Origin of the sequence: Mycobacterium lepromatosis (genome assembly GCF_000975265.2) — a bacterium.
In the GTDB taxonomy this organism is placed as follows: Bacteria; Actinomycetota; Actinomycetes; order Mycobacteriales; family Mycobacteriaceae; genus Mycobacterium; species Mycobacterium lepromatosis.
In genome coordinates this window covers 1,254,612-1,277,633 of the sequence record NZ_CP083405.1, presented here as the reverse complement: position 1 = coordinate 1,277,633, position 23,022 = coordinate 1,254,612, and the positions used below count along the sequence as shown (strand labels likewise).

The 23,022-nt window shown below is 58.7% G+C and carries 22 protein-coding genes, 1 tRNA gene and 8 pseudogenes; 14 read left to right on the top strand and 17 right to left on the bottom strand.

Going from position 1 to position 23,022, the window contains the following annotated elements; all coding sequences use genetic code 11:
- Positions 1-103 precede the first annotated feature (103 nt).
- Together rpsO and MLPF_RS06030 are read right to left on the bottom strand one after the other, a co-directional pair.
- Positions 104-373 (bottom strand): 30S ribosomal protein S15, encoded by a 270-nt coding sequence (rpsO, locus tag MLPF_RS06035; protein ID WP_045842742.1) that lies wholly within the window; start codon positions 371-373, stop codon positions 104-106.
- 114 nt (positions 374-487) lie between these two features.
- On the bottom strand, positions 488-1,459 hold the full coding sequence (locus tag MLPF_RS06030) for a bifunctional riboflavin kinase/FAD synthetase (protein ID WP_045842741.1): 972 nt from the start codon (positions 1,457-1,459) through the stop codon (positions 488-490).
- A gap of 192 nt (positions 1,460-1,651) precedes the next feature.
- On the opposite strand from MLPF_RS06030, the pseudogene MLPF_RS06025 reads away from it, so the two are divergent.
- Positions 1,652-2,320, top strand: a pseudogene (locus tag MLPF_RS06025) (metal-dependent transcriptional regulator).
- A 118-nt stretch (positions 2,321-2,438) separates the two neighbouring features.
- On the opposite strand, the pseudogene MLPF_RS06020 reads toward MLPF_RS06025, so the two are convergent.
- Positions 2,439-3,600, bottom strand: a pseudogene (locus tag MLPF_RS06020) (thiolase C-terminal domain-containing protein).
- A 211-nt stretch (positions 3,601-3,811) separates the two neighbouring features.
- On the opposite strand from MLPF_RS06020, the gene MLPF_RS15675 reads away from it, so the two are divergent.
- Both MLPF_RS15675 and MLPF_RS06015 read left to right on the top strand, forming a co-directional pair.
- Entirely contained in the window at positions 3,812-3,937 is a 126-nt protein-coding gene (locus MLPF_RS15675) for a hypothetical protein (protein ID WP_282435833.1), read from the top strand.
- A 62-nt stretch (positions 3,938-3,999) separates the two neighbouring features.
- Complete coding sequence (locus MLPF_RS06015; protein WP_237817104.1) at positions 4,000-4,170, top strand: hypothetical protein; 171 nt, start codon at positions 4,000-4,002, stop codon at positions 4,168-4,170.
- On the opposite strand, the gene MLPF_RS06010 is transcribed toward MLPF_RS06015, so the two are convergent.
- The 3 genes and pseudogenes from MLPF_RS06010 to MLPF_RS17270 form a co-directional block, all read right to left on the bottom strand.
- Complete coding sequence (locus MLPF_RS06010; RefSeq protein WP_237817102.1) at positions 4,167-4,397, bottom strand: hypothetical protein; 231 nt, start codon at positions 4,395-4,397, stop codon at positions 4,167-4,169. The two genes, MLPF_RS06015 and MLPF_RS06010, sit on opposite strands and share 4 nt — an antisense overlap.
- A gap of 291 nt (positions 4,398-4,688) precedes the next feature.
- On the bottom strand, positions 4,689-5,540 hold the full coding sequence (locus tag MLPF_RS06005) for a CbiQ family ECF transporter T component (RefSeq protein ID WP_045842733.1): 852 nt from the start codon (positions 5,538-5,540) through the stop codon (positions 4,689-4,691).
- Positions 5,537-6,796 (bottom strand): annotated as a pseudogene (locus MLPF_RS17270) (ATP-binding cassette domain-containing protein); the annotation flags it as partial. The gene MLPF_RS06005 and the pseudogene MLPF_RS17270, both read right to left, overlap by 4 nt.
- 975 nt (positions 6,797-7,771) lie before the next feature.
- Here MLPF_RS17270 and MLPF_RS05995 point away from each other — a divergent pair.
- The 3 genes and pseudogenes from MLPF_RS05995 to MLPF_RS05985 all read left to right on the top strand — a co-directional run.
- Positions 7,772-8,076: pseudogene (locus MLPF_RS05995) on the top strand (MarR family transcriptional regulator); the annotation flags it as partial.
- Between the two features lie 261 nt (positions 8,077-8,337).
- Complete coding sequence (locus tag MLPF_RS05990; RefSeq protein WP_050038992.1) at positions 8,338-8,775, top strand: hypothetical protein; 438 nt, start codon at positions 8,338-8,340, stop codon at positions 8,773-8,775.
- Between the two features lie 355 nt (positions 8,776-9,130).
- Positions 9,131-9,346 carry an acyl-CoA dehydrogenase gene (locus MLPF_RS05985; RefSeq protein WP_236684902.1) on the top strand — a complete coding sequence of 72 codons (216 nt, stop codon included), beginning with the start codon at positions 9,131-9,133 and terminating at the stop codon, positions 9,344-9,346.
- A 162-nt stretch (positions 9,347-9,508) separates the two neighbouring features.
- Here the strand turns inward: MLPF_RS05985 and MLPF_RS17265 are convergent.
- The 4 genes and pseudogenes from MLPF_RS17265 to MLPF_RS05960 form a co-directional block, all read right to left on the bottom strand.
- Positions 9,509-11,041: pseudogene (locus MLPF_RS17265) on the bottom strand (MFS transporter).
- 159 nt (positions 11,042-11,200) lie between these two features.
- Positions 11,201-11,643 (bottom strand): annotated as a pseudogene (locus MLPF_RS05970) (LppP/LprE family lipoprotein).
- A gap of 165 nt (positions 11,644-11,808) precedes the next feature.
- Positions 11,809-13,713, bottom strand: coding sequence for a family 2A encapsulin nanocompartment cargo protein cysteine desulfurase (locus tag MLPF_RS05965; RefSeq protein ID WP_175266360.1), 1,905 nt, complete (start codon positions 13,711-13,713; stop codon positions 11,809-11,811).
- Positions 13,700-14,623, bottom strand: a complete 924-nt coding sequence (locus MLPF_RS05960; RefSeq protein ID WP_045842732.1) for a family 2A encapsulin nanocompartment shell protein — start codon at positions 14,621-14,623, stop codon at positions 13,700-13,702. The genes MLPF_RS05965 and MLPF_RS05960 overlap by 14 nt, the downstream gene beginning before the upstream one ends.
- 388 nt (positions 14,624-15,011) lie before the next feature.
- Between MLPF_RS05960 and MLPF_RS05955 the strand changes: the two genes are divergently transcribed.
- The 3 genes and pseudogenes from MLPF_RS05955 (at position 15,012) to cysE (ending at position 17,932) form a co-directional block, all read left to right on the top strand.
- Positions 15,012-16,274, top strand: a complete 1,263-nt coding sequence (locus MLPF_RS05955) for a TQXA domain-containing protein (RefSeq protein WP_045842731.1) — start codon at positions 15,012-15,014, stop codon at positions 16,272-16,274.
- Positions 16,275-16,312: 38 nt separating this feature from the next.
- Positions 16,313-17,247: pseudogene (cysK, locus tag MLPF_RS05950) on the top strand (cysteine synthase A).
- A gap of 2 nt (positions 17,248-17,249) precedes the next feature.
- Positions 17,250-17,932: pseudogene (gene cysE / locus MLPF_RS05945) on the top strand (serine O-acetyltransferase).
- 114 nt (positions 17,933-18,046) lie between these two features.
- Here cysE and MLPF_RS05940 read toward each other — a convergent pair.
- The 6 genes from MLPF_RS05940 to MLPF_RS05910 all read right to left on the bottom strand — a co-directional run bounded on the left by MLPF_RS05940 (position 18,047) and on the right by MLPF_RS05910 (position 20,535).
- Positions 18,047-18,208 carry an HAD family hydrolase gene (locus tag MLPF_RS05940; protein WP_236684899.1) on the bottom strand — a complete coding sequence of 54 codons (162 nt, stop codon included), beginning with the start codon at positions 18,206-18,208 and terminating at the stop codon, positions 18,047-18,049.
- Positions 18,209-19,120: 912 nt separating this feature from the next.
- A complete protein-coding gene (locus MLPF_RS05930) occupies positions 19,121-19,285 on the bottom strand; it encodes a hypothetical protein (RefSeq protein WP_162196890.1) in 165 nt (54 codons plus the stop codon).
- Positions 19,282-19,434, bottom strand: a complete 153-nt coding sequence (locus MLPF_RS05925) for a hypothetical protein (protein ID WP_237817265.1) — start codon at positions 19,432-19,434, stop codon at positions 19,282-19,284. Before MLPF_RS05925 ends, MLPF_RS05930 begins: the two co-directional genes overlap by 4 nt.
- Positions 19,435-19,521: 87 nt before the next feature.
- On the bottom strand, positions 19,522-19,818 hold the full coding sequence (locus tag MLPF_RS17260) for a class II aldolase/adducin family protein (protein ID WP_427901950.1): 297 nt from the start codon (positions 19,816-19,818) through the stop codon (positions 19,522-19,524).
- 118 nt (positions 19,819-19,936) lie between these two features.
- The gene (locus tag MLPF_RS05915; RefSeq protein WP_082082330.1) at positions 19,937-20,065 is read right to left on the bottom strand and encodes a hypothetical protein; all 129 of its coding nucleotides are present in this window, start codon (positions 20,063-20,065) and stop codon (positions 19,937-19,939) included.
- Positions 20,066-20,298: 233 nt separating this feature from the next.
- Positions 20,299-20,535 carry a hypothetical protein gene (locus MLPF_RS05910; RefSeq protein ID WP_175266359.1) on the bottom strand — a complete coding sequence of 79 codons (237 nt, stop codon included), beginning with the start codon at positions 20,533-20,535 and terminating at the stop codon, positions 20,299-20,301.
- Positions 20,536-20,948: 413 nt separating this feature from the next.
- Between MLPF_RS05910 and MLPF_RS05905 the strand changes: the two genes are divergently transcribed.
- The 4 genes from MLPF_RS05905 to MLPF_RS05890 all read left to right on the top strand — a co-directional run bounded on the left by MLPF_RS05905 (position 20,949) and on the right by MLPF_RS05890 (position 22,439).
- On the top strand, positions 20,949-21,350 hold the full coding sequence (locus tag MLPF_RS05905; RefSeq protein ID WP_236684897.1) for a hypothetical protein: 402 nt from the start codon (positions 20,949-20,951) through the stop codon (positions 21,348-21,350).
- A 267-nt stretch (positions 21,351-21,617) separates the two neighbouring features.
- Entirely contained in the window at positions 21,618-21,791 is a 174-nt protein-coding gene (locus tag MLPF_RS05900) for a Rossmann-fold NAD(P)-binding domain-containing protein (RefSeq protein ID WP_236684896.1), read from the top strand.
- Between the two features lie 173 nt (positions 21,792-21,964).
- Entirely contained in the window at positions 21,965-22,144 is a 180-nt protein-coding gene (locus tag MLPF_RS05895) for a malic enzyme-like NAD(P)-binding protein (protein WP_237755953.1), read from the top strand.
- Between the two features lie 76 nt (positions 22,145-22,220).
- Positions 22,221-22,439: a hypothetical protein gene (locus MLPF_RS05890; protein WP_236684894.1), complete on the top strand. Its 219-nt coding sequence runs from the start codon at positions 22,221-22,223 to the stop codon at positions 22,437-22,439.
- A 56-nt stretch (positions 22,440-22,495) separates the two neighbouring features.
- Here the strand turns inward: MLPF_RS05890 and MLPF_RS05885 are convergent.
- Positions 22,496-22,568, bottom strand: a tRNA-Asn gene (locus MLPF_RS05885).
- A 186-nt stretch (positions 22,569-22,754) separates the two neighbouring features.
- Between MLPF_RS05885 and MLPF_RS05880 the strand changes: the two genes are divergently transcribed.
- On the top strand, positions 22,755-23,012 hold the full coding sequence (locus MLPF_RS05880; RefSeq protein WP_045842735.1) for a hypothetical protein: 258 nt from the start codon (positions 22,755-22,757) through the stop codon (positions 23,010-23,012).
- Positions 23,013-23,022 lie beyond the last annotated feature (10 nt).

Below are 23,022 nucleotides of genomic sequence, written 5' to 3'. Positions count from 1 at the left end.
AACCGCACCATTGCTTGGGCCTAATCGGCCCAGAGCTACTTCACTCTACAAGAGTCACTAACGCTGCTAAATAAGAGCTGATCCCCCCGCATCGCGCCGCGGGTCAGCGGCGTAGACCAAGCCGCTCGATCAACGAGCGATAACGCTGCACATCGATCAGCGATAGGTACTTGATCAGCCGCCGCCGGCGCCCGACTAACAGCAGTAACCCGCGCCGCGAGTGATGATCATGCTGGTGTGCTTTGAGATGCTCAGTCAGGTCCGCAATCCGCTTGGTCAACAGCGCGATTTGCGCTTCCGGGGACCCCGTATCGGTGTCGTGCAGGCCGTAGAAACTCAGAATCTCTTTTTTCTGCTTGGTTGTCAGCGCCACGAAAACATCTCCATAAATTGGTCCGCGATCATGCATATCACTGCGCAGCCACCGCGAACCGCAGCATGCGCCGATGTCGTCTGAAATTTTAGCAGCTCGCCGAACCAAGGCCAGTCAATAAGCCAGCAGGGCCCGCGCTCGGTCGATGTCCTTCTCCATCGCGGCGACTAGATCGGCCGCTGAGTCAAATTTTCGTTGCCCACGGATGCGCCCAACGAAGTCCAGCGCTACATGTTGTCCATACAGGTCGGCGACGGCGTCGAGAACGAACGCCTCGACGGTGTGGGTGCGTCCAGAAAAAGTCGGATTGGTGCCGACGGACACTGCGGCCTGATAGCATTCACCTGGGACCACGGTGCCAGTTGCCGGCCCGTGTCCAAGCACGGTGAACCACGCGGCATAGACGCCGTCGGCCGGGGTGGCCGAATACATCGGCGGCGCCACGTTCGCGGTTGGATAACCCAGCTCAGCGCCTCGGCCATGGCCGCGGACCACCATCCCTTCGACGCGGTGTGGGCGGCCGAGCGATTCGGTCGCGGCCATCATGTCACCGGCGTGCACACAGGACCGGATGTAGGTCGACGAAAATACCAGGGTCTCATTACTGCGATGCTCGGACAACAGCGGCATCGACCCGACCGCAAACCCGAACCGTTGCCCGGCCCGACGCAGTGTGTTGACGTTGCCGGTCGCTTTTTTGCCGAAGGTGAAGTTCTCCCCCACCACGACCTCCACCACGTGCAGGTGGTCGACCAGCAGCTCGTGGACGTAGCGGTCCGGGGTAAGTTTCATGAAATCGGTCGTGAACGGCATCACCAGAAACACGTCGATGCCCAATTCCTCGACGAGTTCGGCTCGTCGGGTCAATGTGGTCAGCTGCGCCGGGTGGCTGCCTGGATAGACCACTTCCATCGGGTGTGGGTCGAACGTCATCAACACGGTAGGCACGTTGCGCGTGCGGCCAGCTTGCACCGTGTGTGCGATAAGTTCGGTGTGCCCACGGTGCACACCATCGAACACCCCGATAGTGAGCACGCATCTGCCCCAATCCGTGGGGATCTCGTCTTGTCCCCGCCACCGCTGCACGATCGCAAGCCTACGGCTCCCCATGACCCGCCGGTGTGCAAGATCCAGATTGCGAATTGTCCGCGCTGCACTAAGGGTTGCCAGGCAGTACGCCCGAGCAGGCAGTTCCTGCCCAAAGGTTGCTTAAACGTTCTGGCTGTGAGGGCTGACGACGAGCCTAGGGCGGTCCTAACCGCGGTTGCGTAGGACTGTTTGTTGAAGACCATCTGGACTGCGCAAAAGTGGTCGCTGGAAAAGGTCAGCACCCAGATGCTGACCGAGAAAATAGCGTATCGACCAGCACAGCTTCGAAGTCGACTTGCAAGCTAACGGAACAAGGAGTGATCAAGCATGTCAAGTATTAGAGCCGTGACCTTGACCGAGTTGAGGCGGCTAGCAGAGCTAGCTGTAGTGCGCCGGCACCAGCTGCTGAAGACCTTACCTGATTGATCTTAGCTACACCTGGGACGAGGTGCAAAATGAGGCTGAAATGTTCGAGCACACGGTATCAGATCGCCTGGTGAAACGCATCGACACAAAGCTAGGGTTCCCTTGGAACGCCCCGCACAGTGGCCCGATACCGGACTCCATATTTGGGATATGGGCATGTACCAACGCCGCCCCCACGTCAGCCTGTGGGCATGCCGCCACGGAGACGTCGGGACGTTACCCCGCATCTCGGATGTCGACCCCGAGATGCTGCGCTATTTCGCCAGCGTTGCGATCAATCGCGACTCGCGAGTGCTGATCTTGTCTCGCTGCAAATTCGCCGGGATACTCTCGGTGGCAATCGAATCAGCAAACGCCGCGGCGACCACCGTCGAACTAGGCAGCTCAACAACCCGGGCGATCTGGGGGTGGCTAGCGACCCTTGGTCGCTAGTGGTGTGAGTGTTGCCGACATCGACGTTAGCGCGACGTCCACTTGCTCATTTTCGCGTTAGCGTTGATTTAGCCACTTTACGCTGGAGCCGGGTGCGGCAGGTCGCCGCGCAAACAGCCTAGCTGTGATCGCTTTTAACAGTCGGTCCGCTCACAGGCGTTGACGACCCGCTGCCTAGCCCGATGTTGGCGCAGTGCGACGGTCACATCGTCGACCTGTCACTCTGTCGGCAGTACCCCTCAGCTGCCAGGGTAGTTCGGCGTATTGCGCCAATCCAATCACCCCCGGCGGATGACCTTTGGAAATCAAGCCGCCAGTAAGGATTCACCACCCAGCGTCCGCCGTAAGTGGTGTCACCGTTATCGATCAGCTTGGGCTCCTCACCTGGGCCACACAAGCCTAGGACTTCATAGAGCACTAACTTGTTTGCCGAAACGTAATCTTGCAGCTCAATCACCTGGAAGTCTTCGGGGACAAGTTTAGGATTGGTTGTAAAATTGTTGCTTAGCATACACATTCATATCGTGGTTCATATCGTGGCCGATTGAGACCTTGAGCAATACCGACGAAGGTCGATGTGAAGTCGGTCGTCATGGCTGCCGACGATTTCCACCGCTTGGCCGGCTAGCCCGTGCTTGTCTACGTACGACTCCGAAGCCAGGGTTGCCGCGTTCGAACCCGCCCGATGTCGGTGAGTACTGCAGCTTAGTGAGCCGATCGGAGATCACCGGCGCCGCTAGGATATCGTCTAGCGTGTAGGACTCCTGGAACTACGCATACGGGTTGTTCACCGAGTGTTTCTGGTTTTTGCAGCCAATCTTGACGAAGTGCTCCACATTGATGCCGTATTTGTCTCATATGCTTGTGACCTGCGGCACCGAACATCCATGGTGTGACGGGCATCGCGAACTCGTTGATCTCGGCCATCGGCGATTCGCGGTCCTGGTTACCACCACTCAACGAGCCAAGTTGCATGGTCTCAAAGCCCAGCGCAATGATGCAGTTAACGACCCCGTCGCGGATGGCCCATACCGCCAGGAAAAGCCCCCTCGAGCTGGTTGAGCAGTTGTTGACGTTGACTATCGGCATACCGTTCATGCCCAGCTCATAGGGCGCTCGTTGCCCCGGGCATCGAATCGCCGGCGACTTAGCCGACATAGCCCTGCTGCACCTCACGGTGACCATGCTGGCGTCGTTGAGCGCGTTGGCGCCCGACTTTCTCGCCATGTAAGGGGTAATATCAGCCCTCGCGACGCCTGGACTTTCTCGAACTTCGTCATGCCAACACCTACGACATAAACCCTAGTTGGACCCGTTTATTGGGCATCCTGCTAGACATGTGCGCCCCTTCCGGCATAAGCCGCCTAGACATCGCAATGTGCGACCCCGGCTCAACCGGGCACCGGCTCGGACCCTTGCTAAAGTGGCTGGGCCTCTCAGGGGCCGAGGCATGGGGTCGAGTATCGAGGCTCGACCCCAGTTTTAGCTGGCTTGGTCACTGCCGCATTTGGTGCACCTGAACTGCTCGCCCGAGCCGTTGTTGTTGTGTGGTGGCCGGGGGTGTTGGTGTTTGTGGCAGGAATTGTTGGTCGGTTTCATAGGTGGCAGGTGAAGTAGTGTTCTGGTGTGCCATCGCTGGCCGATACGGTCGGGAGTTTGGTGGGCTAGCCTAGATCTTGTTGGCGCTGGGTGTTGGGGGCGCTTTCGGGTGCATGCTATGGCTGTGGGGTGTCTGTTTGTTCACCGGCCCTCGGCCAGCCGGTGTGCCCCCGGCTGTGTTGGTGCCGTGTTGGTTTCACAGTTCGTCGATGACCTCGCAGCCGGTGATGACGCGTACGGCGGTGCTCTAGCCTAGGGCAGTACTTGACTTTTTGTGGGGATCGACCGCGGAAGGAAGATAAAAGCCATCCACGGCGTGATCTGGTGACTTGTGCGCGTGGCGGGCTAACACATCACCAGAAAAGCGCAACTGATCCCCGGCCACCCGCCACACCAGACGCACCCCCAGCATCGCCAGCTTCGATGTCGCGGCCGGTGACCAACACCAACTACTCGGCGGCCCTTGCAAGCAGCCCACCTACGCCGCGACCAACCCTAAACCACCAACACAACCCACACCACCGATCCCCACCACATAACCCACCACACCCCTCAACCACACAAAACCAAACCCAAAAATCAGCACATCCTAGGACCCGAAAGAGGCTTAACCTCGAATTGGATTGCCAGGAGGCCAAGACCTCGTCATAAAGGATGCTCCCGGTGGCAAAGCCAGTAACACCGCGATGCCGGCAACCAGCAGCATATGTCACAGCTGACCTGTCGTAGCCACCGTACCCCCTGCAGTCTCAATGCATTGTCCTGAAGCCTAGGCAGTGGTGTGCAAGATCGTCTCAAGCACCACCGCGGTGCTGCTGGTAACGATCGTGATCGCCAGTGTCACCCAGTCCGCCAATTTCGGCCGGGTCGGATAGGCAGATAGTTGACCGATGCCACCACGGGCGGTGATCGCGTCGCCCATTTCGTCGGCGCGCCGCAGCGTCACGGTGATGGCAGCGGCAAGCAGGTCGATCAGCTCTTTGGCTTGTTGCTGTCGACGAGCTTTACGGCTGTGCGGAATTTGTTTGGGCCGCAATCGGCGAGCTGCGTAGAGCACCTGGAACTCGTTGATCAGCATTGGGAAAGAGCGCAGCGCGAGCGCCACAGCTACCGCCCATTCGTCAACTGGTATACGCAATATCCGCAACGGACGACCCAAAGTCGCCATTGCCGGACCAATTTCGGCAACATTGGTGGTCCACGACACCATCGCCCCCAGCCCAAGTAACACCACCGACCAAACTGTGATGCGCAGGAAATTCAACACTCCGCCGAATCCGATTTCGACCCCGCCCATCGAGACCACCGGACTGCCGCCGGCCAGCGCAGCTGTGCAACCGCCCAGGACAACAACGATCCACAGCCAGCGCGGCACTGACGGCAACGCATCGTGCGGAATGCGCGCGATGCGAGCTGCCCCACACACGAGGACCGTCACCAACCCGATCGTCACCCAACCCGGATAGAAGGTCAGCAGCACCTCCACACCGAAAACAACCAACAGCTTGGTGCCAGCCCACAAATCGTGAATGGTTGAAGTTCCGGGTACCGGAACCAGCAACACAACCGGACGAGAGCGGCGACGAGGACCGCGGTGTTCGGATATCGAAATTGAGTTCACGACGTACCACCGGCGGTGGTCGACACCGATTCCAACGCACCATTACGCAAATGTAAGGTGCGCGGGCACACGTCCTCCAGCCCAACGAAGTCATGGGAAATAACGACTACCGTCAGGCCCCGCTCACGGCGCAGGTCCTCCAACAACCGCAGCAGACCACACTGGCTGACCGCGTCTAACCCCGCCAGTGGCTCGTCAAGTATCAACGCGCGCGGCGAGCATGCTAACAGCCCGGCCAACACCACCCGGCGCATCTGGCCGCCGCTAAGCTGGTCGATGCGCCGGGTGGCCAGCGCGGGATCTAGCCCGACAACGCCCAGTGCGGAGGCCACGCGATCTTCGTCACGGGGCGAAAAGCCTGCCGCCGAAGCCACTTCGAGATCGACGCGACTGCGCATCAGCTGCAACCTGGCGGCTTGGAAAGACAAGGCCACCGCGCCGACGTGCTCGTGAGTGGGCCGACCATCGATCAGGCATGCACCGGTCGTGGGAACCATCAATCCGGCCATGATCCACGCCAGCGTTGACTTGCCCGAGCCGTTACCCCCGTGCACCAGTACCCCATCTCCCTGCTTAACCACGAAGCTGATATTGTTTAAAGCAGTCTTGGCCCATGGGGTGCCGCTGCCGTATTCGTGACCAACACCTACAACTTCGAGTACCGGTGCGTGCGAGCGGTGATCCACTGCAACCGTTGACACCGTTGGCGCAGCGGCCTCAGCTATGTCGGCGTTGTCGAGTGAATCGCTGAGATTAATCGTTCGATCGGCGGTATCGGCTTCGTTGTTGTAGTGTGTGATGTGCACCAAGGCGATGGGGTGTCGTTTGGGGAGACCGGATAGCACACTTAGCAAGGTATCCCGGCCCTGCCGGTCAACCATGCTGGTCACCTCGTCGGCGATAAGCAGCGCCGGCTTTCGGGCTAAGGCCGCTGCCAGCGCGAGGCGCTGCAATTCACCGCCGGAGAGGCTGCCGGTGTCGCGTTCGGCGAGTGCGTCGAGGCCAACCTCCCTGAGTAACCGGTTGACGTCGACATCGGTTCCCGGTGGCAACCCCCACACCACATCGTCGGCGACCCGGGTTCCCAGAACCTGGCTTTCTGGGTGTTGCAGGACAACGGCCGTGCCACCGAGCTTGCCCAAACCCACCGCACCCGGACGATGTACTGTACCCGACGTCGGTTCCCTACCGGCAAGGATCAGCATCAGCGTGGTCTTCCCAGAACCATTGGAGCCAGTGACCGCCACATGTTCACCGACCCGCAGGTCCAGACTGACCTCACGCAGCGCGTCTTGACCGGCGTGGGGGTAACGAAAGCGCACCTTGTCCAGCAACACCGGAAGCGGCCCGACAGGAGCATCTTCGTTGCAAGCGCCCGGAGCATCCAGTTTATGGACGTCGGGGATGCCACGAATCCGCTCCAGCACGCGAGATAAGACCCACCAACCGATCAACGACACGACCAGAATGGTGATGACAAAATAGCCGATCAGCATCCACGGCCAGTGCTGCAACCCGTCGGAGAAATACCGCTTTAGCTGGACCGCGACCCACGGTAGATGCATCCAAGTCAGGGTGGCCGCGATGCCATCCACATTTGCGGTCATCGCTTTAAAGATCAAGTGCCGCAGCCGGCCTAGCACGGCCAGCGCAACGACGTTGGCGGCACCGAAAGCCAATCCGGCTAACAGGGCCAGCGCAATCACCGTTGGTGTGCCCTGACCTTTACGCTTGACGACTCCGGTTAGTCCGCCGATATAGGCGCTGTTGACGACTGCCATGAAACCGCCCAACCCGGTGATCAGAAAGGCGATTACCCCCGCCGCAACCATCGCGGCCATCAGCACACGGAAGCGGCAGCGGTAAGCAAGCAAGCCCATGGGTACGGTACCGAGCAGGGCCAGTCCGGCCGCGAAGGGGACGACGACTGAGACGATCGCGGTGACCGCGCATAGGGCTGCCAAGACCGAAGCTTGTGCCAATTCGCCCGGTCGCAGCGATCCGCTCCGATGATACAAATGGCGTGGATCGAGCGCGGTCACTTTACCAATTGTGCCAGGCCCTAGTGCTAAGTCCGGAGCAGCGTACCGACCCAATTGGGTTTTCCAGCGATGGCACCGCCTAGTGTGGTCTCGCATAGCAAAGCTATGCGACGATGGGTGCATGAATCCATCCGCCTTGGCCCGTGACGCCAAGATCAGCGAACCCACGACATTGAGCCCCAACACGGCTTGGGAGTGGACCTACGAGCGGTGGCCACACGGCTGAACCGATTGGCCACACAGCGCATCTAAATATCATTGCCTTCGACACAAGCCAAGGTGCTAGCCATTAGCAAAACCCGCGGTGAAGTCCGCAATCGGTGACCTGGCCGCTGTCGATCGCTGTTCGCTAACCAACGATGATCACGCAAACGCAATGGCTCGAGGATACCGGTCTAGTTACCCGAACCATCGACTCCGGAGATAGCCGGGCCGTCCGAATCCGTACCACGCCCCAGGGTATACACACTCTGACCGCGGTCCGGGTAGACCGCATTTACTTCGTTTTCCTGACCGGTCCTACCGTTCGTGTTGGCGGCGCTTAACACTAACTGCTTAACCGGCAAGTCAAACCTTGACCGGGCAAACCCGAAAGGCCCTAATTCGCATGAGGTCATCGAGATCCTTTCCGCGGCAACGTTGATGCGGTGATCATGGGCGCCACCTTGGCCATCCGCAACTTGGTTTTAGAGCACTACATTTTCCACCGTGAACGGACCGTAGGGCTTTCGACAGCAACCGACCTTATAGGCTAGGTGATCATCCTCGACGTCACCGCCGCTATCTTGACCGCCATCGTCGTCAATCCGATGCACGACGCTGTGCTGCTGCAGAACCCGGATGTCGCACTCTGGGCGAACGTTGCCGCCACAGGCATCATCTCGGCGGTCGCCGTGCCGACTTTGTCCGCGCTGGTGAGCCTGCTTCGGGAGGTCGTGCCACTACTTAAGCCGGTGATCCTAGCATCATTGCTGTTCACCAGGAGCCTGGTTGCCGTGGTAGGTAAGTGGTGTTTCCAGCAGACCTTTTGGTTTATCCCGGCGCAGTGGGGCTTCTCAGCATCGGCTTTCACCGTAGATCTGCGCAAGGTGGACTCAGTGGCGACAAAAGCTTTGCTATGGACTTCCGCTATTCGGGCTGGTGACTGTTCGGCGAAGTCATACTTGATGGCCTTCGGCGTGAGTTGCAGCTGAGCTTGTCCTCTATCGGTTTCGGGAGCATCACCTGACAACTGCCACAAGCGAACCAGGCAAATAAGAGGCAACGACGCCGAAGAGCAACTGCCGCTACGCGCACTTACGCTGACGATACAAGCAGTATCAGCCCGGTCGAATGAGGTGCCGCTCACCGGCCAACGCTGCCAGTGAACGGGTAATAAAACGCACTGCAATCGAAACAATTTCGTAGAGGATGGTGGGGCGCCCGCCAAGACAGCGAGAAGAAGGGCAGCCTATTCAACCGCGGCACCCAAGTCACTATGTCCGAAGAGCGCGAAGACTGTTTTAGCTGTCTTCGGTCGCATACCTGCGGCAGGTCAAATCCAAAGAGATGTTGGATTTCGACGCATTCAACGCCATGCAGGATCAAGTGCTGCACGCGGCAAGCGCGCACATCGACCGAGTGGTATTGGAAACGTTCTTCGCCGAAATCGAGTCATGCAACGACCCAGCGTCCCGCAAATTGTTCGACATCGTGTGCGACTGGTATACATTGTCAGTAATCGAAGAAGGCAAGGCTGGTATATTGGGCATCGATGCATCTTAGCCGAGCACACCAAAGGCGGTCGCCTAGCAGAGCAACGATTGATGCCGAGCGTTGCAGTCCTATGCCGAGACATTGGTCAACAGTTTTCGGGGTACCAAGGCAGTTGCGTTATACTAAGATGCCGTACTTAGAGAATTTGCCCGTTTAGGCTTCGGCCCCGATTTAGCTCTGCTGGCTCCGATACTGGCCGCAAAAGCATTGGCCGCTTTCCCGTGCAAGTTGCCTGGCAGTGGTCGGACACACGTACATCTTCCAGGTCCGGAAACCGGCAGCAGCGTAGCACAACGTGAAGATCCAAACGCCGTGTTCACCCCGCTAGTGTTTAAGAGGAATCGCGCAACGCTAGGTCGATCCCAACACCGCCGAGTGCGCCGACCTCCGCGACAAAGCCAATGACGACCCCTGGAATGACTCATGACCAGTCGCGACGCTCGGCGTCATTGATCTCCAATGAACGGCTACGGGCCTCGAAAATTGTCGAGATCATCTTGTACACCGGTCCATTGCCCAACCCAGACAAGATGAACAGGGTGATGCATCCGGTGAAGTAGCTGGCCATCATGACGCCCCTGATCGTGCACCTGCATGAACTCTCGATTATGCCCAGTACACCCCGCAACCCGGCGGCAGTTATCACCACCAAGGTGACGCGACTCCCTCCGAGTCGGTCGGCCAGTCGGCTACCCCAAACCCGGGCACTGCAGCCAGCGTCGGTCCGATGAATGCACGTTCGGCGGCGTGCAGCGCAGCCTGAGCCGTAACTTTGTCCGCCGACGACGATGTCGGTTTCCAGCACCTGGCCGAATGCGAATGAAAAACCGATGAACGAACCGAAACTCGCCAGGTAGAGCAGTGCGAGAACCCGGCTGTCACGCGTGGAAACCACGACAGACAGTACCGACCGGATGTAGGTCACCTCGATACGGTGGTGCTCAATGTCGTTCATGAACAACATTGCTCCGATCCCGGCGATTATCAACAGCACCACATAAAGTCCACACATAATGCAAGGCTTTCGGTCGCCGACGCTGTCGATGACCAGCATCCCGGACATCTGGATCATCGACACCCCAAGATTGCCGGCCCCACCAGCGAGCCCGAGTGCCACACTCTTGAGCCGATGTGGGTAGAAGGTGTTGGTGTTAGTCATCGACGCCGCAAAATTACTGTCGCCCAAGCCGGTCCAGTGCCGCGCACGCCAAATAAGGCCACAGTGGCAAGCCCAGATGAGCCAACAGCACCACGGTGGCAATGGTGGGGATCAACAGCACCATAACCGAGAAAATCTCGCCCAGTTGCGGCCACCGAAAAGTGCGGTGGCCAAAGAATACGGCATCCGCAGGCATGCCCTAACCAGAGTGGCGGTGGTAGCGAGCAGAAACTTGTCTCCCGCGGAAAAGCCGTATACGTCTTGGGCATGAACAGCTCCATCACCGGCCAGAGCGTCCACACTGAATATCCCAGATGGGCGGTCAGGATCGACCAGAGTAGATTGAGCCAGGCGATGGTTTTGTTGCCAGCCTCCCAATCCGCTTGATCTTCGGGGTCCCAATACGAGATGCGACACGCGCTCCTCAAACGCAGCCGGAAGAAGCTCGACTTTAGACCGTCCTGCTGGTCAATCGATACAGCTCTAGATCTGTTATCTGGGCTGCACGGTAACTCCTTGGCTTGCAGCAACACCGGCTGGTCCATATCGCCCTCCTTAATCCAACTGCGTTTACAGCCACGGCCTCCCAGGGGGCAGATTCAGGGTGCGAAGCGCATCCCGGAAAGCCTGAAACTCTTGTAGAACTCCCGAAAACGCCGCCTATCTGGGTGCCACCGTTGAGCCAAAAAAGCAGCGCACTAAGACTACTGATGCGGGATCGTGCCGAGAGTTTGCAGCTTGCCGTCGGATCCGATCTGGAATCGCACTGTGTCAATATCCCTAGGGCAGCACGGCCGGCTCTCACTGCCGACCTGCCATCGATACTGAACCGTCACCGTATCGTCCGCCGGGAGACAGCACATTTATGTAGGGGCTTCGGGTTTCGAGTCGGTGCACCTAGTAGGATATTGTGGTCGAAAAACAACGACTGCTGGGGAATTGATTCAGTAGCAATAGTAGGGATGGTCTGCACCCAGTACAAACGGCAATTCCGGGTATGTCCCCAGCCAATTTCGACCCAGATCGATCCAGCTGTCGGAATCGGAACCAAGGCGATGGCCTGCTGCACCGTCTGGGTCGTCGGTCCGTCGGAGACTTTGCATGTTCGGGCGGCGGTGGTGATGGTGTCTGGGGCTTCCAACTGCATCCAGTGCCAGCCAGACTTGGGCACAAACTTAACAACATCATGACCAGCTGACGATGCACCCCGTGAGCTTAGCGAAGCCTGTGAATCTGCCGTTTGTTTCGCCGAAGTCCGCGTCAGGCCCAAGGCTCAACAACCTAGATGCAACAGCATCTACAGGACGACCGATCAGCCGATATTGGTACCGCCCTCTGCGATCCGACGCACCGCGTTGATGAAGACGTCGATCTCTTCATATGTGTTGTAAAAGGCGAACGATGGGCGAACCGTGGCCTCCAACCCGAGACGCCGCAGAATTGGCTGTGCGCAATGATGACCAGCACGCACCGCAATCCCTTCGGCATTGAGTGCCTTGCCCACCTCTAGCGGCTCGTGCCCGGCCAGCACGAACGACAGCACGCTGGCTTTCTCCGTTGCGGTGCCCACCAGGCGAACACCGGGGATGTCGGCCAGCCGGGGTGTCGCGTAGTCGAGCAGTGTGTGCTCATAGGATACAATACGCTCCACGCCTACCCGCTCGACGTAACGCAGCGCCTCCCCCAGCCCGACGGCGTCAGCAATGTTGCCGGTGCCGGCCTCGAACTTGTTTGGCGGCCCCTGATAGAGCGACCGTTCCAGCGTCACATCGGCGATCATGCTGCCACCGCCCTGCCACGGCGGCATCTCCGTAAGCACATCCTCGCACCCGTAGAGTACACCGATCCCGGTGGGGCCGTAAATCTTATGTCCGGAGAACACGAAGAAATCGGCGCCGAGCTCGGAGACATTGATCGGAAGATGCGGAATCGACTGTGCGCCGTCGATCAGCACCCGAGCACCGTAGCGATGGCCCAGCTCAACGATCTTCTCACCTGGTGTCACCGTGCCTAATGCGTTCGACACCTGAGTCGCAGCCACCAACTTCGTTCTGGGACCCAGCAGATCCTCGAATTCCGACATTAACAAGTTTCCCGCATCGTCAACCGGTGCGACTTTCAGGATCGCCCCAGTTTGTGACGAAAGCAATTGCCACGGAACAATATTGGCGTGATGTTCGAGATGAGTGATCACGACTTCGTCACCGGGTTGCAAATGCTTACCGCCCCATGCATAGGCAACCAGGTTGATCGCTTCAGTTGTGCCTCGCACGAAAATGATCTCCTGGGTCTTGGCTGCACCGATGAAACGCCGTGCCGTTTCCCGGGCGTCCTCGTAAGCATCGGTGGCACGAGCCGCCAGTTCATGCGCCGCCCGGTGAATGTTGGAATTTTCGTGAGCATAGAAGTAAGACAACCGGTCGATGACCACGTGTGGCTTCTGGGTGGTCGCGGCATTGTCGAACCAGATCAACGGCTTTCCGTTAACGGTCTCCTGCAGAATCGGAAAGTCCGCCCGCACGGCCTGAATATCGAAGACATCGAACACCCCGTGGTCGTCAGGCAACCGAGGCACTTGGGGGGCTGCGACCAGAAAGTTGTAACTGTGTTCGTCGCCTCCGGGCACACCCGCTGGCACCGCATCAGACCAGTCCAAATCACTCACCGACGGTGCAGAGTACGGCCACTCGGGCCGCAAAACGGGCGCCGAATTACGCGAGGCCACCGGAGCAGTCGGTGGCCCGCCGGCCAACACGCCAGGAACAGTGGGAACGATGCCGTGGCTGGGCACTGCGAACCCACTCAGGTCACCTACGCCGCGCGGCAGATAGGGATCGGCCACACCCGCGGTTGTCCTGGCCACCGCCGGCCCTGCCGTGGTGTCGGGGACATTGCCATGTAAGGCGACTGGCGCCACATGTGGTAAACCTTCGGGTTCAGGTGACGTCGGCGCTGGAACATAGACATCAGCGACATCGATCTGCGGAACCGCTGCCGGGCACGGATCAGCAGTGCCCGTGGCTACCTGGCCAGCCGACGCCACAGTCGTCGTGTCGGGCGCCCCGCCGCGTGGGGCAACAGGCACCACCTGCGGCGGGTTGTCAAACCCGGGTCGGAAGCTGGCCGCATACAGCTGGGTGGCCCGCACAGCAAGTTCGGCAGCGCTGACCAACCACTCGCCTTCGGTGTCCACCGACCGATACTCACTTGTACTCATGGAACTGATCCACAGCGACATCGTCAAGTACAGCTAGCGCATCGTCAGTGAGAACAGCCAAGGACGTGTAAAGGGTGACTAAGTAGGTCGCAATCGCCGACTGGTTGATGCCGGTGAACCGCACCGACAGTCCCGGCGCCTGCTCGCCAACCAGGCCCTGTTGGAACAGCCCAACCACGCCCTGACGTTCCTCACCGGTGCGCACCAAGACGAACTTGGTCTTACTGTCCTGCACCGGGACTTTGTCCGACGGGATCAGCGGAATGCCACGCCAGGTGATGAACTGCGCACCGAACAAGCTCACGACTACAGGAGGCACACCACGGTAGGTGGCCTCGCGGCCGAACGCGGCGATGCCCTGCGGATGCGTCAGGAAAAAGCTCGGCGTCTTCCAGACCTTGGTAATCAGTGCGTCAAGATCGTCGGGCGTGGGAGCGCCGGCAAGAGTCCGGATCGTCTGCTCCGGCGTCACCTGCGCGAGCAATCCGAACTCGGGACTGTTGACCAGCTCGAACTCCTGCCGTTCCTTGATCGTCTCGATGGTCAGCCGCAGTTGCTGGGTGATCTGGTCGTGTGGGCTGGAGTATAGGTCCGACACCCGGGTGTGAATATCGAGCAAAGTCGAAATCGTGCGCAGCGTGTATTCCCGCGGACTGGTCTCGTAGTCGACGAAGGTCTCCGGCAGCGGCGCCTCGGTGCCGGCGCCAGCTTCGGCTTTGACTGCGACCCGCCCAGGGTTGACCACGCGGTTCACCCGATAGATACCCGCTTCCACCGGAACCCAGTTGAGCAAATGCAGCAACCAACGTGGCGTAATGGTTGAGAGCTGTGGTACAGTTTTTGTCGTATCGGATAGTTGCCTGGCAGCAAGATCGCCGAGTGCCTGAGACTCATTCTGAGCCGACGTCATCCTAACCCTTCCATGTTTATTCAATACAGCAGCTGGCTTTGAACACCCCGTGATCACCCAACTATACAAAAATTGGGCTCGCGCTGAGTGCGAGTAAGTCTAAGGATGAACAAAAAAATGATTTAAACCGCGGGGTCGCCAACTGACGCGCGTTTTAAAGTCACACGACACCATTATAGTGGGCCTATGCATCAGTCCACACAGCCACGCTTTGTCCTTACGTGCTGCCTTACCGTGGACTGTTGTTGTCGCTGTTGCTGATGCCTGACGTCTCTTAACGCTCTCAGCAAATCATCGCGTTCTCCCCTACGCGGGCGCTATACCCGTAGCGCCCAGCGGCATCGAGACGTGCGCTACCCAACTCGTCCTTTAGGAAGTTCAACCACCGATGACCTTGTTGTCCATACCTAGTCGCGCCCTGACCGAGGTGGTGACCTGCCGACGCATCACAGTGAGACCGACCACCGAACTAACTCACATGACTCGCTACCAAGGCGGCACCTACTCCCACACAGTTGACACGATTAAATTCGCCGACGGCACATGTGCACGCACTGATCTGATCAGGCTCAACCCCAACCTGCATGCTTACTCTCTTGATTTCACCGGGATCGCACCGCAATACCCGTTGCGTTATCGCGTGGGAACGTTCTCTGCACTGCCGCACCTGAGCGCGCACTCCTGCGAAGCCGAGGTGGACTGGATTTTGCGCCACTCCTTCCCGATGCGCTCTACCATCGACCTGAGCCAACGGTTACGCAAAGCCGGCTACCCACTAGGGTCAGCCAATATCAGCGAACACGAAGCAATTGCAGCAACCCAGGCCGCGATTTGGTATCTGACCAACGGCTTGGCTCTTGATACTCGACCGCGAAACGTACCCGTAGCGGTACATCGCTGCTCTGGACCGGTGATCACGTTCGAATTCGATGGCGAACCACAGCTCGGCGGCTATTCAACATGGGTCACCGCGGGAGCCCCGGTCGACCTGAAGCTGCAAAAATCATCCAATGGCGTTGTTTGGCAAGATGTTTCCGGATCACAACAGACTATACCCGCCGGCATCGGCTGTCACCAACAAACACTTGGCGTCGGTAGCACACTGTCGGCTAGCAGTCACGGCCGCGGTGGACGCGGCTACCGCTACTACCGATTGATCGCCACCACCGATGCCACTGCCCCAACAATCGATCACGTTGGCTTCTGGTTAACTGGTACTAGCCATTACAACAACGCCGATCGAGTTGTATACCTCTACAACTACTTGCTCGCTGAGACAAGCCACGCTCTACGCGAAACCGACGAATCGGATCTAATCGACACGAACGCCATCGCAGAATCCGAACTCGTGGGCCCGTTCCAGGTGCGAATACCGCTGATGCTCAACGCCAGCGACGGTCATACACTCGTCAACGCCTACGGCTACGTCATCGACGACATCATACAACCGGGAACAGACTTCTTCCTGTGCCAAACGGCAGGTACGTCGATGACAACGCTGACCGCAGTCACGTCACATAACGTCGCCGGACGAGTAGTAACCGGCGTGGCAGTAGAGGATACACCACAGCGGCTAACCCCCATTGCCCTAGCCATCCCCACCGAAATGGTCATAGAGTTCGACATTAGCTGGAAGGACAATGAGGATTAGCTATTTGAAGAAGCCAAGACCCTTGGAGATGAAGGTAGATAAGCATTGTCGAGGACGTCACACAACTAGTTGGTAATACGCAACTGGTCCAGCTACGCCGAGTTACCAACGGTGCACTGGCTGACGTTGTCGCGAAGTTGGAATCCTTAAATCCCGCCAACAGCGTGAAGGACCAGAGCGGCGTGGCCATGGTCGAAACGACCGAGAAAGCGGGCTTGATCAAGCCGGACACCGTAATCCTTGAGCCGACGAGCGGGAACAACAGGTATCGCACTAGCTATAGTATGCGCAGCACGTGGCTATCGCTGCGTGCTGACCATGCCCGAGACGATGAGCATCGAGTGACGAATGTTGTTACGAGCGTATGGAGCCGAACTCATCTTGACTCCGGGCGTCAATGGCATGTCGTGCGCCATCGGCAAGGCCAAGAAAGTAGCCAGGACCGACAAAAGATTACCTAATACCACAGCAATTCGAGAGCCTGGCGAACCCAGCCATCCACGCCGCCACAACCGCTGAGAAAGTGTGGCGCGACACCGATGGCAAGGCAGATATCTTCGTTGCTGGAATGGGGACCGGGGGCACCATCACCGGTGTTGCCCGAAGCATTAAAGAACCCCGGCCCGCCGCGCAGTTCGTCGCCGTAGAGCCCGCTGCGTCGCCGGTGTTGTCCGATGGCCAGAAGGGTTCCGCACCCCATCCAGGGCATCAGTGCTGGATTCGTCCCGTCGGTGCTGGGCCTGGACCTGGTCGACGAGATCGTCACCGTCGGTAACGAAGAAGCGCTCGACCTGGCCCACAGACTGACTAAGTAAGAGGGACTGCTGGTCGGCATCTCGCAGGGGCAGCCGTTTGCGCCGCCCTGCACGTGGCCCGCCGGCCAGAGAATGCAGGAAAACTGATCGTCGTCGTGCTGCCCGACTTCGGCGAGCGGTATCTAAGCACGATGCTATTCTCCGACTTGGCCAACTAGCCATGTTTGCGGCAATCCGGCGTGATATCCAGGCAACAAGACAGCGAGATCCGACATATCCACGGTTATGGAGGTCATCTACTGCTACCCAGGCGTGCACGCCGTCTGGGCTCATCGATTCAGTCACTGTTTGTGGAACCGTCGCGCCAGGCTGGCCGCGCGGGCGTTCGCCGAACTCACCCGCATCCTCACTGGGGTCGACATCCGCCCCGGTGCCGTGCTCGGAGCCGGCCTGTTCATCGATCACACGACCAGCGTGGTGATCGGGGAAACTGCGGAGGTGGGCGATGACGTCACCATCTTCCATGGCGTCACTCTCGGCAGCACCGGCCGAGAAACGGGTAAACGTCACCCGACCATCGGGGGATTGCGTAACCATCGGCGCCGGCGCCAAGGTCCTCGGTGCAATCAAGATCGGCGAGGACAGCCGGATTGGTGCCAACGCAGTCGTGGTCAAGGAGGTCCCAGCAAGCGCTGTGGCCGTCGGGGTTCCCGGACAGATCATCAGCCGCGACAGCCCGGCCAACGGGGACAATTCCGTGCTGCCCGACCTCGTGGGCGTCAGTCTGCAATCCCTGCTCACCAGGGTGGCTAAGCTGGAGGCTGAAGACGGTGGTTCGAAACCTACCGCGTCATCCGGCCCCCCGAAGCCGAGGTGTGGCACGGCGAAGACTTCTCCATCTGAGCGTGTTCGACATTAGGTCGACAGGTGGGGATCAATTTCAGCAAAGGAATAAATTCAACGGCATAGGGGACGTGGGGAATTCGGCTGGCCTGTGCGCACCATCCCGAGCACCAGCTAGCCCGCCGTGGCGTCGGCATCGAGTTCGTCGGGATGGTCGAACAGACAGAGGATCCTCTCGTCCGAGACTTCTATCGCACCGGCGATCTTGTGGTAGGAAGCCGTCTCGCGTTTAGCTCCCGCGTTAGTGAGATCGAACCAGCTAATGATCAACGACACCAGCTTCCTCCATGCGTGGGCGGACCAGACCTGTTGATTACGAAAAGAACCCGGTGAAAACACGCGCAAAGCGATACTAATGTCGTGCCATACCGTCAATACCTGAGGTACGTTGACGAAGAATTCTTAGCGCAGGGCACCACTGCGGAAGCCAGTTACACAGATCAGACCTTGAGTGATCTTTAGCAGTTCGTTCTTCACATCGAATCCATTCGAATGCAAAAGATTTCGACTTCCTCCGCAGCATTAGCGCTGGATCGTCCGGCCAATTGCCGACTGCAGATAATCACCGAATCCGCAGGATCGCCTTAGTTGTCGACAAGCCATCGCGCAAGATGCGAGTGGATAATACTCATACAGACCCTCGCGCACCGAACTGGTCGGGCTGGTGGTGTCCTCGTGTCGATGATGATCGCCGGTAAAATCGCCGATCCAGCCGCCGGGCTACTCGAAGAACCGAATCGCCACGAAATCAGGACGAACGCCCATATTAAACCTATGCCGGATGCCCGGCGGTACCTACAGCAGATCACCGCCACGATTTCAGGTTCCAGAAGCAGTCTCGGCCGGCGACCAAGAAACGCATTTCGTCCTCGGCGTGCAGTTACTAGACAAGAGACTTCCAGCGGGCCACCTTGGTCGTGTCCAGCCAACGCGAGTCACTATAGTCGGGCTGCATTCACGCCACGTCGATGTGCGGGGAGCGGCTATCGGCATTCAGTTCGGCAACGTGGTGGCGATAGTGCGCTCGGATCTCAGTGATCGGGTGACCGCCTCGAGGGCAGGCATCGTGGGCCAGCGATCAAAAATAATCGCCACACTTGGTGAGTTCGACACCAATGAGTTCCGCATAGTCGGTGAGCAACCGTGCGTCGACAACGTCACTGTCGGATATGACCTGGACCAACGTCATCACACTTGTCCTCCTGTTGCGCGGCGCCCGATCAGTGTCGCCAGCTCGCACATCACCTCCAAACACTTGGCGCGATCGCGCGCTTGTACGAAGCGAGCACCCCAGGGGGTGATGTCGTAGCCAGCCGCGAACAAGACCGGCGATGCATCCGGATTCCCGCTCACAGATGACGCTCAATATCGATGTCGATGCACGAAATGTCGGCGTGATCGCCAAAGACCGGAATGACAATGGGTCGTCTGATCCCCAGCCGTTTGATCAGCTCATAGTCACTGAACCGCAGTACACTTGGGACGTCAATCGACTGTGCCATCACATATGACAGATGGCTGTGCACCACGGCACCGGCATAACTAGCCCGGAAAACACCCGTGTGGATGATAGCCTCTTCTGACAAGTATCATGTCCCCGAAACAATCTGGGAATCAGCAATATTCACTGTTACCATATCGTAAGCGGTAGACTCAACTTTGGACAATCCGCTACCAGCGATTAATACAATGTACCCGCTGCACACCACAATTTTACCAGTCGTGCCTGGCATCCAACCATGCATAGAGACCCTACGTGACGCGAGCGATTGTCGCCAAACCAGGGTGGTGGGCGACGACGCGTCCGGAAGCCGATCTGCAGCGTAGTTATCCACTACACCATTCTCGGTGACGATTGCAGTCACCAGCTCAGATGGGGGTGGCATCGAAGACAGCGGTGCAGTCCGGGGCAGTCGCGACCCCGCCCACATGAGTGATTTCATCTGCGGCCCGCTGTTTCACCACGATCTCGCACCTGGTGGCGGTAGCCGGACAGGCGTAAACTCAAGGCGCGACCACGCTGAACGGAATGCCGTGCCGGTTAGCGACGAATACCACGCCATAGGTGCCAATCTTGTTGGCGACCGAACCATCGACAGCGATGCAATCAGCACCGACGATCACGCCGTCCATCTCCCCAGGTGCTCATAGCGTACGCCGCAGCTCAATCAATCGTCAGCCGGTGCGGAATTCCGGCTTCGGCCAGCTCCCATGCGGCCAACCAGTCCCGCCCTGCATCAGCAGGCGTCTAGTCGACCACGCCAGTCGCGATCTGCCGGCGCGCATGATAGTACGGTATCGAACACGGTCGTGGCAAATAGTGTAGATATTACCTTAGGTCAGGACGTGCAGCGGTCGACCCAGCCTTAACCGCTGGATAAGGCCCGCCGCATGAGTCGCGGCCACCCGGGTCTCACCTGGGTGGCCGCGTTCAAATACGCAGAGGCCTCATTTAGCATGGCCTGCGGCCCGTCGCGCAACTTGACCAGCGCCTGTTGCACGCCCCACGTCAGATTCACCGCGGTGGGCCGAGCTGAAACGCTTCTCGCCACCTCCAGCTCAAGCTTTTCATCATCGACGGCGTGCGCCAAAACCGTCAACACCACCCCAAACGCTCCAGACACCCCAAGTGCTGGTGCCTACCCGAACCACCCGGTTTTGATCGCCACGATGAGCTAGTCGACCGTTGCGGTCCGCAAGTGCCGCCGCTACTATGACACCACCTGCTGATTGACTAGAACCATGGCGCCATTGATCCACGCAATCGAACTCCACATACCGAGCTCGGGCCGCCACTCGGCTGTCACCACAACAAACGTCAGAAACACAAGTCCAGTCCCACCGTCAACATTTGACTCGACCAGATCGGATTGTTCGGCTAAAGGATCACGCCTACTAACCGGCGACGGAGCCGGGCACCTTGGGGCGGTGACACCCGAACAGTAGGTTTTAAATGCTCGTAAAGAGACGTTTATCTCGATCCGCGTCACCGTTGATCACACGCACCAAGGCGCCAATGGGGATTTTGGTGAGCGACATCAGCGCGCCGCGAAGTCCGGTCACGATGTTCTCACCAACTCTCAACCCTGGGGTGGTTTTCACTCACGAAGAGCAGCGACAGCTCGGACTGACCGGCCGACTACCGCCGACCATGCTAACTCTGGAACAACAAGCCGACCGCGTCTGGATTCAATTGCAGAGCTTCGCAACTTATCTTGGCCGGATCCTGCTGCTTCGGCAGCCGCGTTACCGACACGAACTGTTCTACTGCAAGGTGTTGGCCAACACCTATCCCGACCCGGCCCGAAGATGCAGGTGCCCCACGAAAGCTGTCCCTGGAATATCGGCGATTGGAATGTTGGTGGCATCCAAATCGCGGTGGGCAAACCGGCGCCCTACACCGCCAGCGATGGAATAGATTAGCATCGTTGTCTGGCGGTCTCCCTTGAGGTCTGGAATTGATTAATAAGCAACTGCTTCAACACCTGTTCTATCTCGGCAACCGCCAGACGCGGCACCGAAGACGACGAAATTCATCAAGCGCTACATCGAAACCGCGAACCGGCTGTGTCCGCACATAACCCTGAATTTCGAAGACTTTGGGCCAGTCAATACGCAGAATATCCTGCAGACCTATGGCAACAACTATTGCATGTTCTAAGAATGACGTGCAGGGCACGGCGCCGTGGTCGTGGCCACCGTGCACAACGGATCCCGTGTCACCGGTACCCTGATACACGACCAGATGGCCGTTGTTTTCGGAACCAGGACGATCAGGATCGATGTTGCCGACCAGATCCGCAACACAATGACACATATAGTCAACAACGGCGCAACCGTCGAGCAAGCCACGTCGTAGTTGTAGGTCTAGGGTGATCAACAAGCAGAGTCTGCTATTCAACTACATGGACGACCTGCGCGATTCCAGGTACCCGATGCAAAGAGCCGCCGATAGCTCGGTGTGGCTACATGGAGAGCGAGTCGCACTGGGTGATGCGATCAAGATCGCATCACCCACCCTCTTGCTCAGCGGTGTTCGGTACGTTCAGCCGGAAGGTTGTCGAGACGATGACGGTGTCCCGCGAGCGTCCGATGATCTTCCTGTTGTTCAACCCGATCTCACATGTGGAAGCCATGCCGACCGACATTCTAGCCTGGTCGAACGGCAGAGCGCTGGGTGTTACCAGCAGCCCGGTCGCCTCTGTTGAATAAGACGAGCACACCATCTTCATCATGGGCCAGGCCAACAACACGCTGGTGTTTCCTGAACTCGGACGTAGATGTCATCGTGGCCGGTGTCAAGCGGCTAACCCAGGGAATGCTGCACGCCACACCTGAGGCCATTGTTCGCAAGACTGGTTCGACGAATCTGGGGGATGTGCTGTTGCCGGATGTGCGGAACTTGTGCGCCATCGCCGCAGCTGTCTATGACGCCGCTGTCGAAGACGGGGTAGTGACTAGGATCCACGCCGATGTCGCGCAAGCCATCTGCGACGCACGTGGCTGATCGGTTTACGCATAAGCCCCGCGCCGGCAGCATGCAAAGTGTGCGGCCAACCACAGCTCCCCCGGGAGGGCTCGAACCTCCAACCGTTCGGTTAACAGCCGAATGCTCTGCCAATTGAGCTACAGGGGACCAATCGACCCACGTGAACGATGGCGTAGATCGCGGGACGACTCTAGCGTACTGACCTAGCCGAACCCAAGAACGGGACCAGGCCACTAGCCGCCGGCAGTCCCAGCTCGGCCCAGCTTGGGCGCACACACATCCCGGTACGTGAGGCAAGATGGAGCCAGCTGCACCGTCGTGGGAAGGACCGCTTTGATCCCGTATGTCATTGTGCTTGGACTAGGTTACGTGCTGGGTGCGAAAGCTGGCCGCCGCCGCTACGAGCAGATAGTAGGCACATATCGCGCGCTTACCGGTAGTCCCATGGCTAAGTCGATGATCGCAGGGGGGCGTCGCAAGGTCGCGAATCGGATCTCACCTGACGCAGAGTTTGTGACCCTGGCCGAAATCAATAACCAGACCACTGTTATCGAACGTTCTGCCGAGTGGCGGGCGAACGGCGCAAACTGAGGGCAACAAC

Coding starts and splice junctions, on each gene's coding strand:
- MLPF_RS05985 (WP_236684902.1), top strand. CDS start 9,131: ATGTTGGATTTCGACGCATTCAACGCCATGCAGGATCAAGTGCTGCAC.
- MLPF_RS05965 (WP_175266360.1), bottom strand. CDS start 13,713: ATGAGTACAAGTGAGTATCGGTCGGTGGACACCGAAGGCGAGTGGTTG.
- MLPF_RS05960 (WP_045842732.1), bottom strand. CDS start 14,623: ATGACGTCGGCTCAGAATGAGTCTCAGGCACTCGGCGATCTTGCTGCC.
- MLPF_RS05955 (WP_045842731.1), top strand. CDS start 15,012: ATGACCTTGTTGTCCATACCTAGTCGCGCCCTGACCGAGGTGGTGACC.
- MLPF_RS05925 (WP_237817265.1), bottom strand. CDS start 19,434: ATGGCACAGTCGATTGACGTCCCAAGTGTACTGCGGTTCAGTGACTAT.
- MLPF_RS17260 (WP_427901950.1), bottom strand. CDS start 19,818: ATGCCACCCCCATCTGAGCTGGTGACTGCAATCGTCACCGAGAATGGT.
- MLPF_RS05915 (WP_082082330.1), bottom strand. CDS start 20,065: ATGGACGGCGTGATCGTCGGTGCTGATTGCATCGCTGTCGATGGTTCG.
- MLPF_RS05905 (WP_236684897.1), top strand. CDS start 20,949: ATGGGGATTTTGGTGAGCGACATCAGCGCGCCGCGAAGTCCGGTCACG.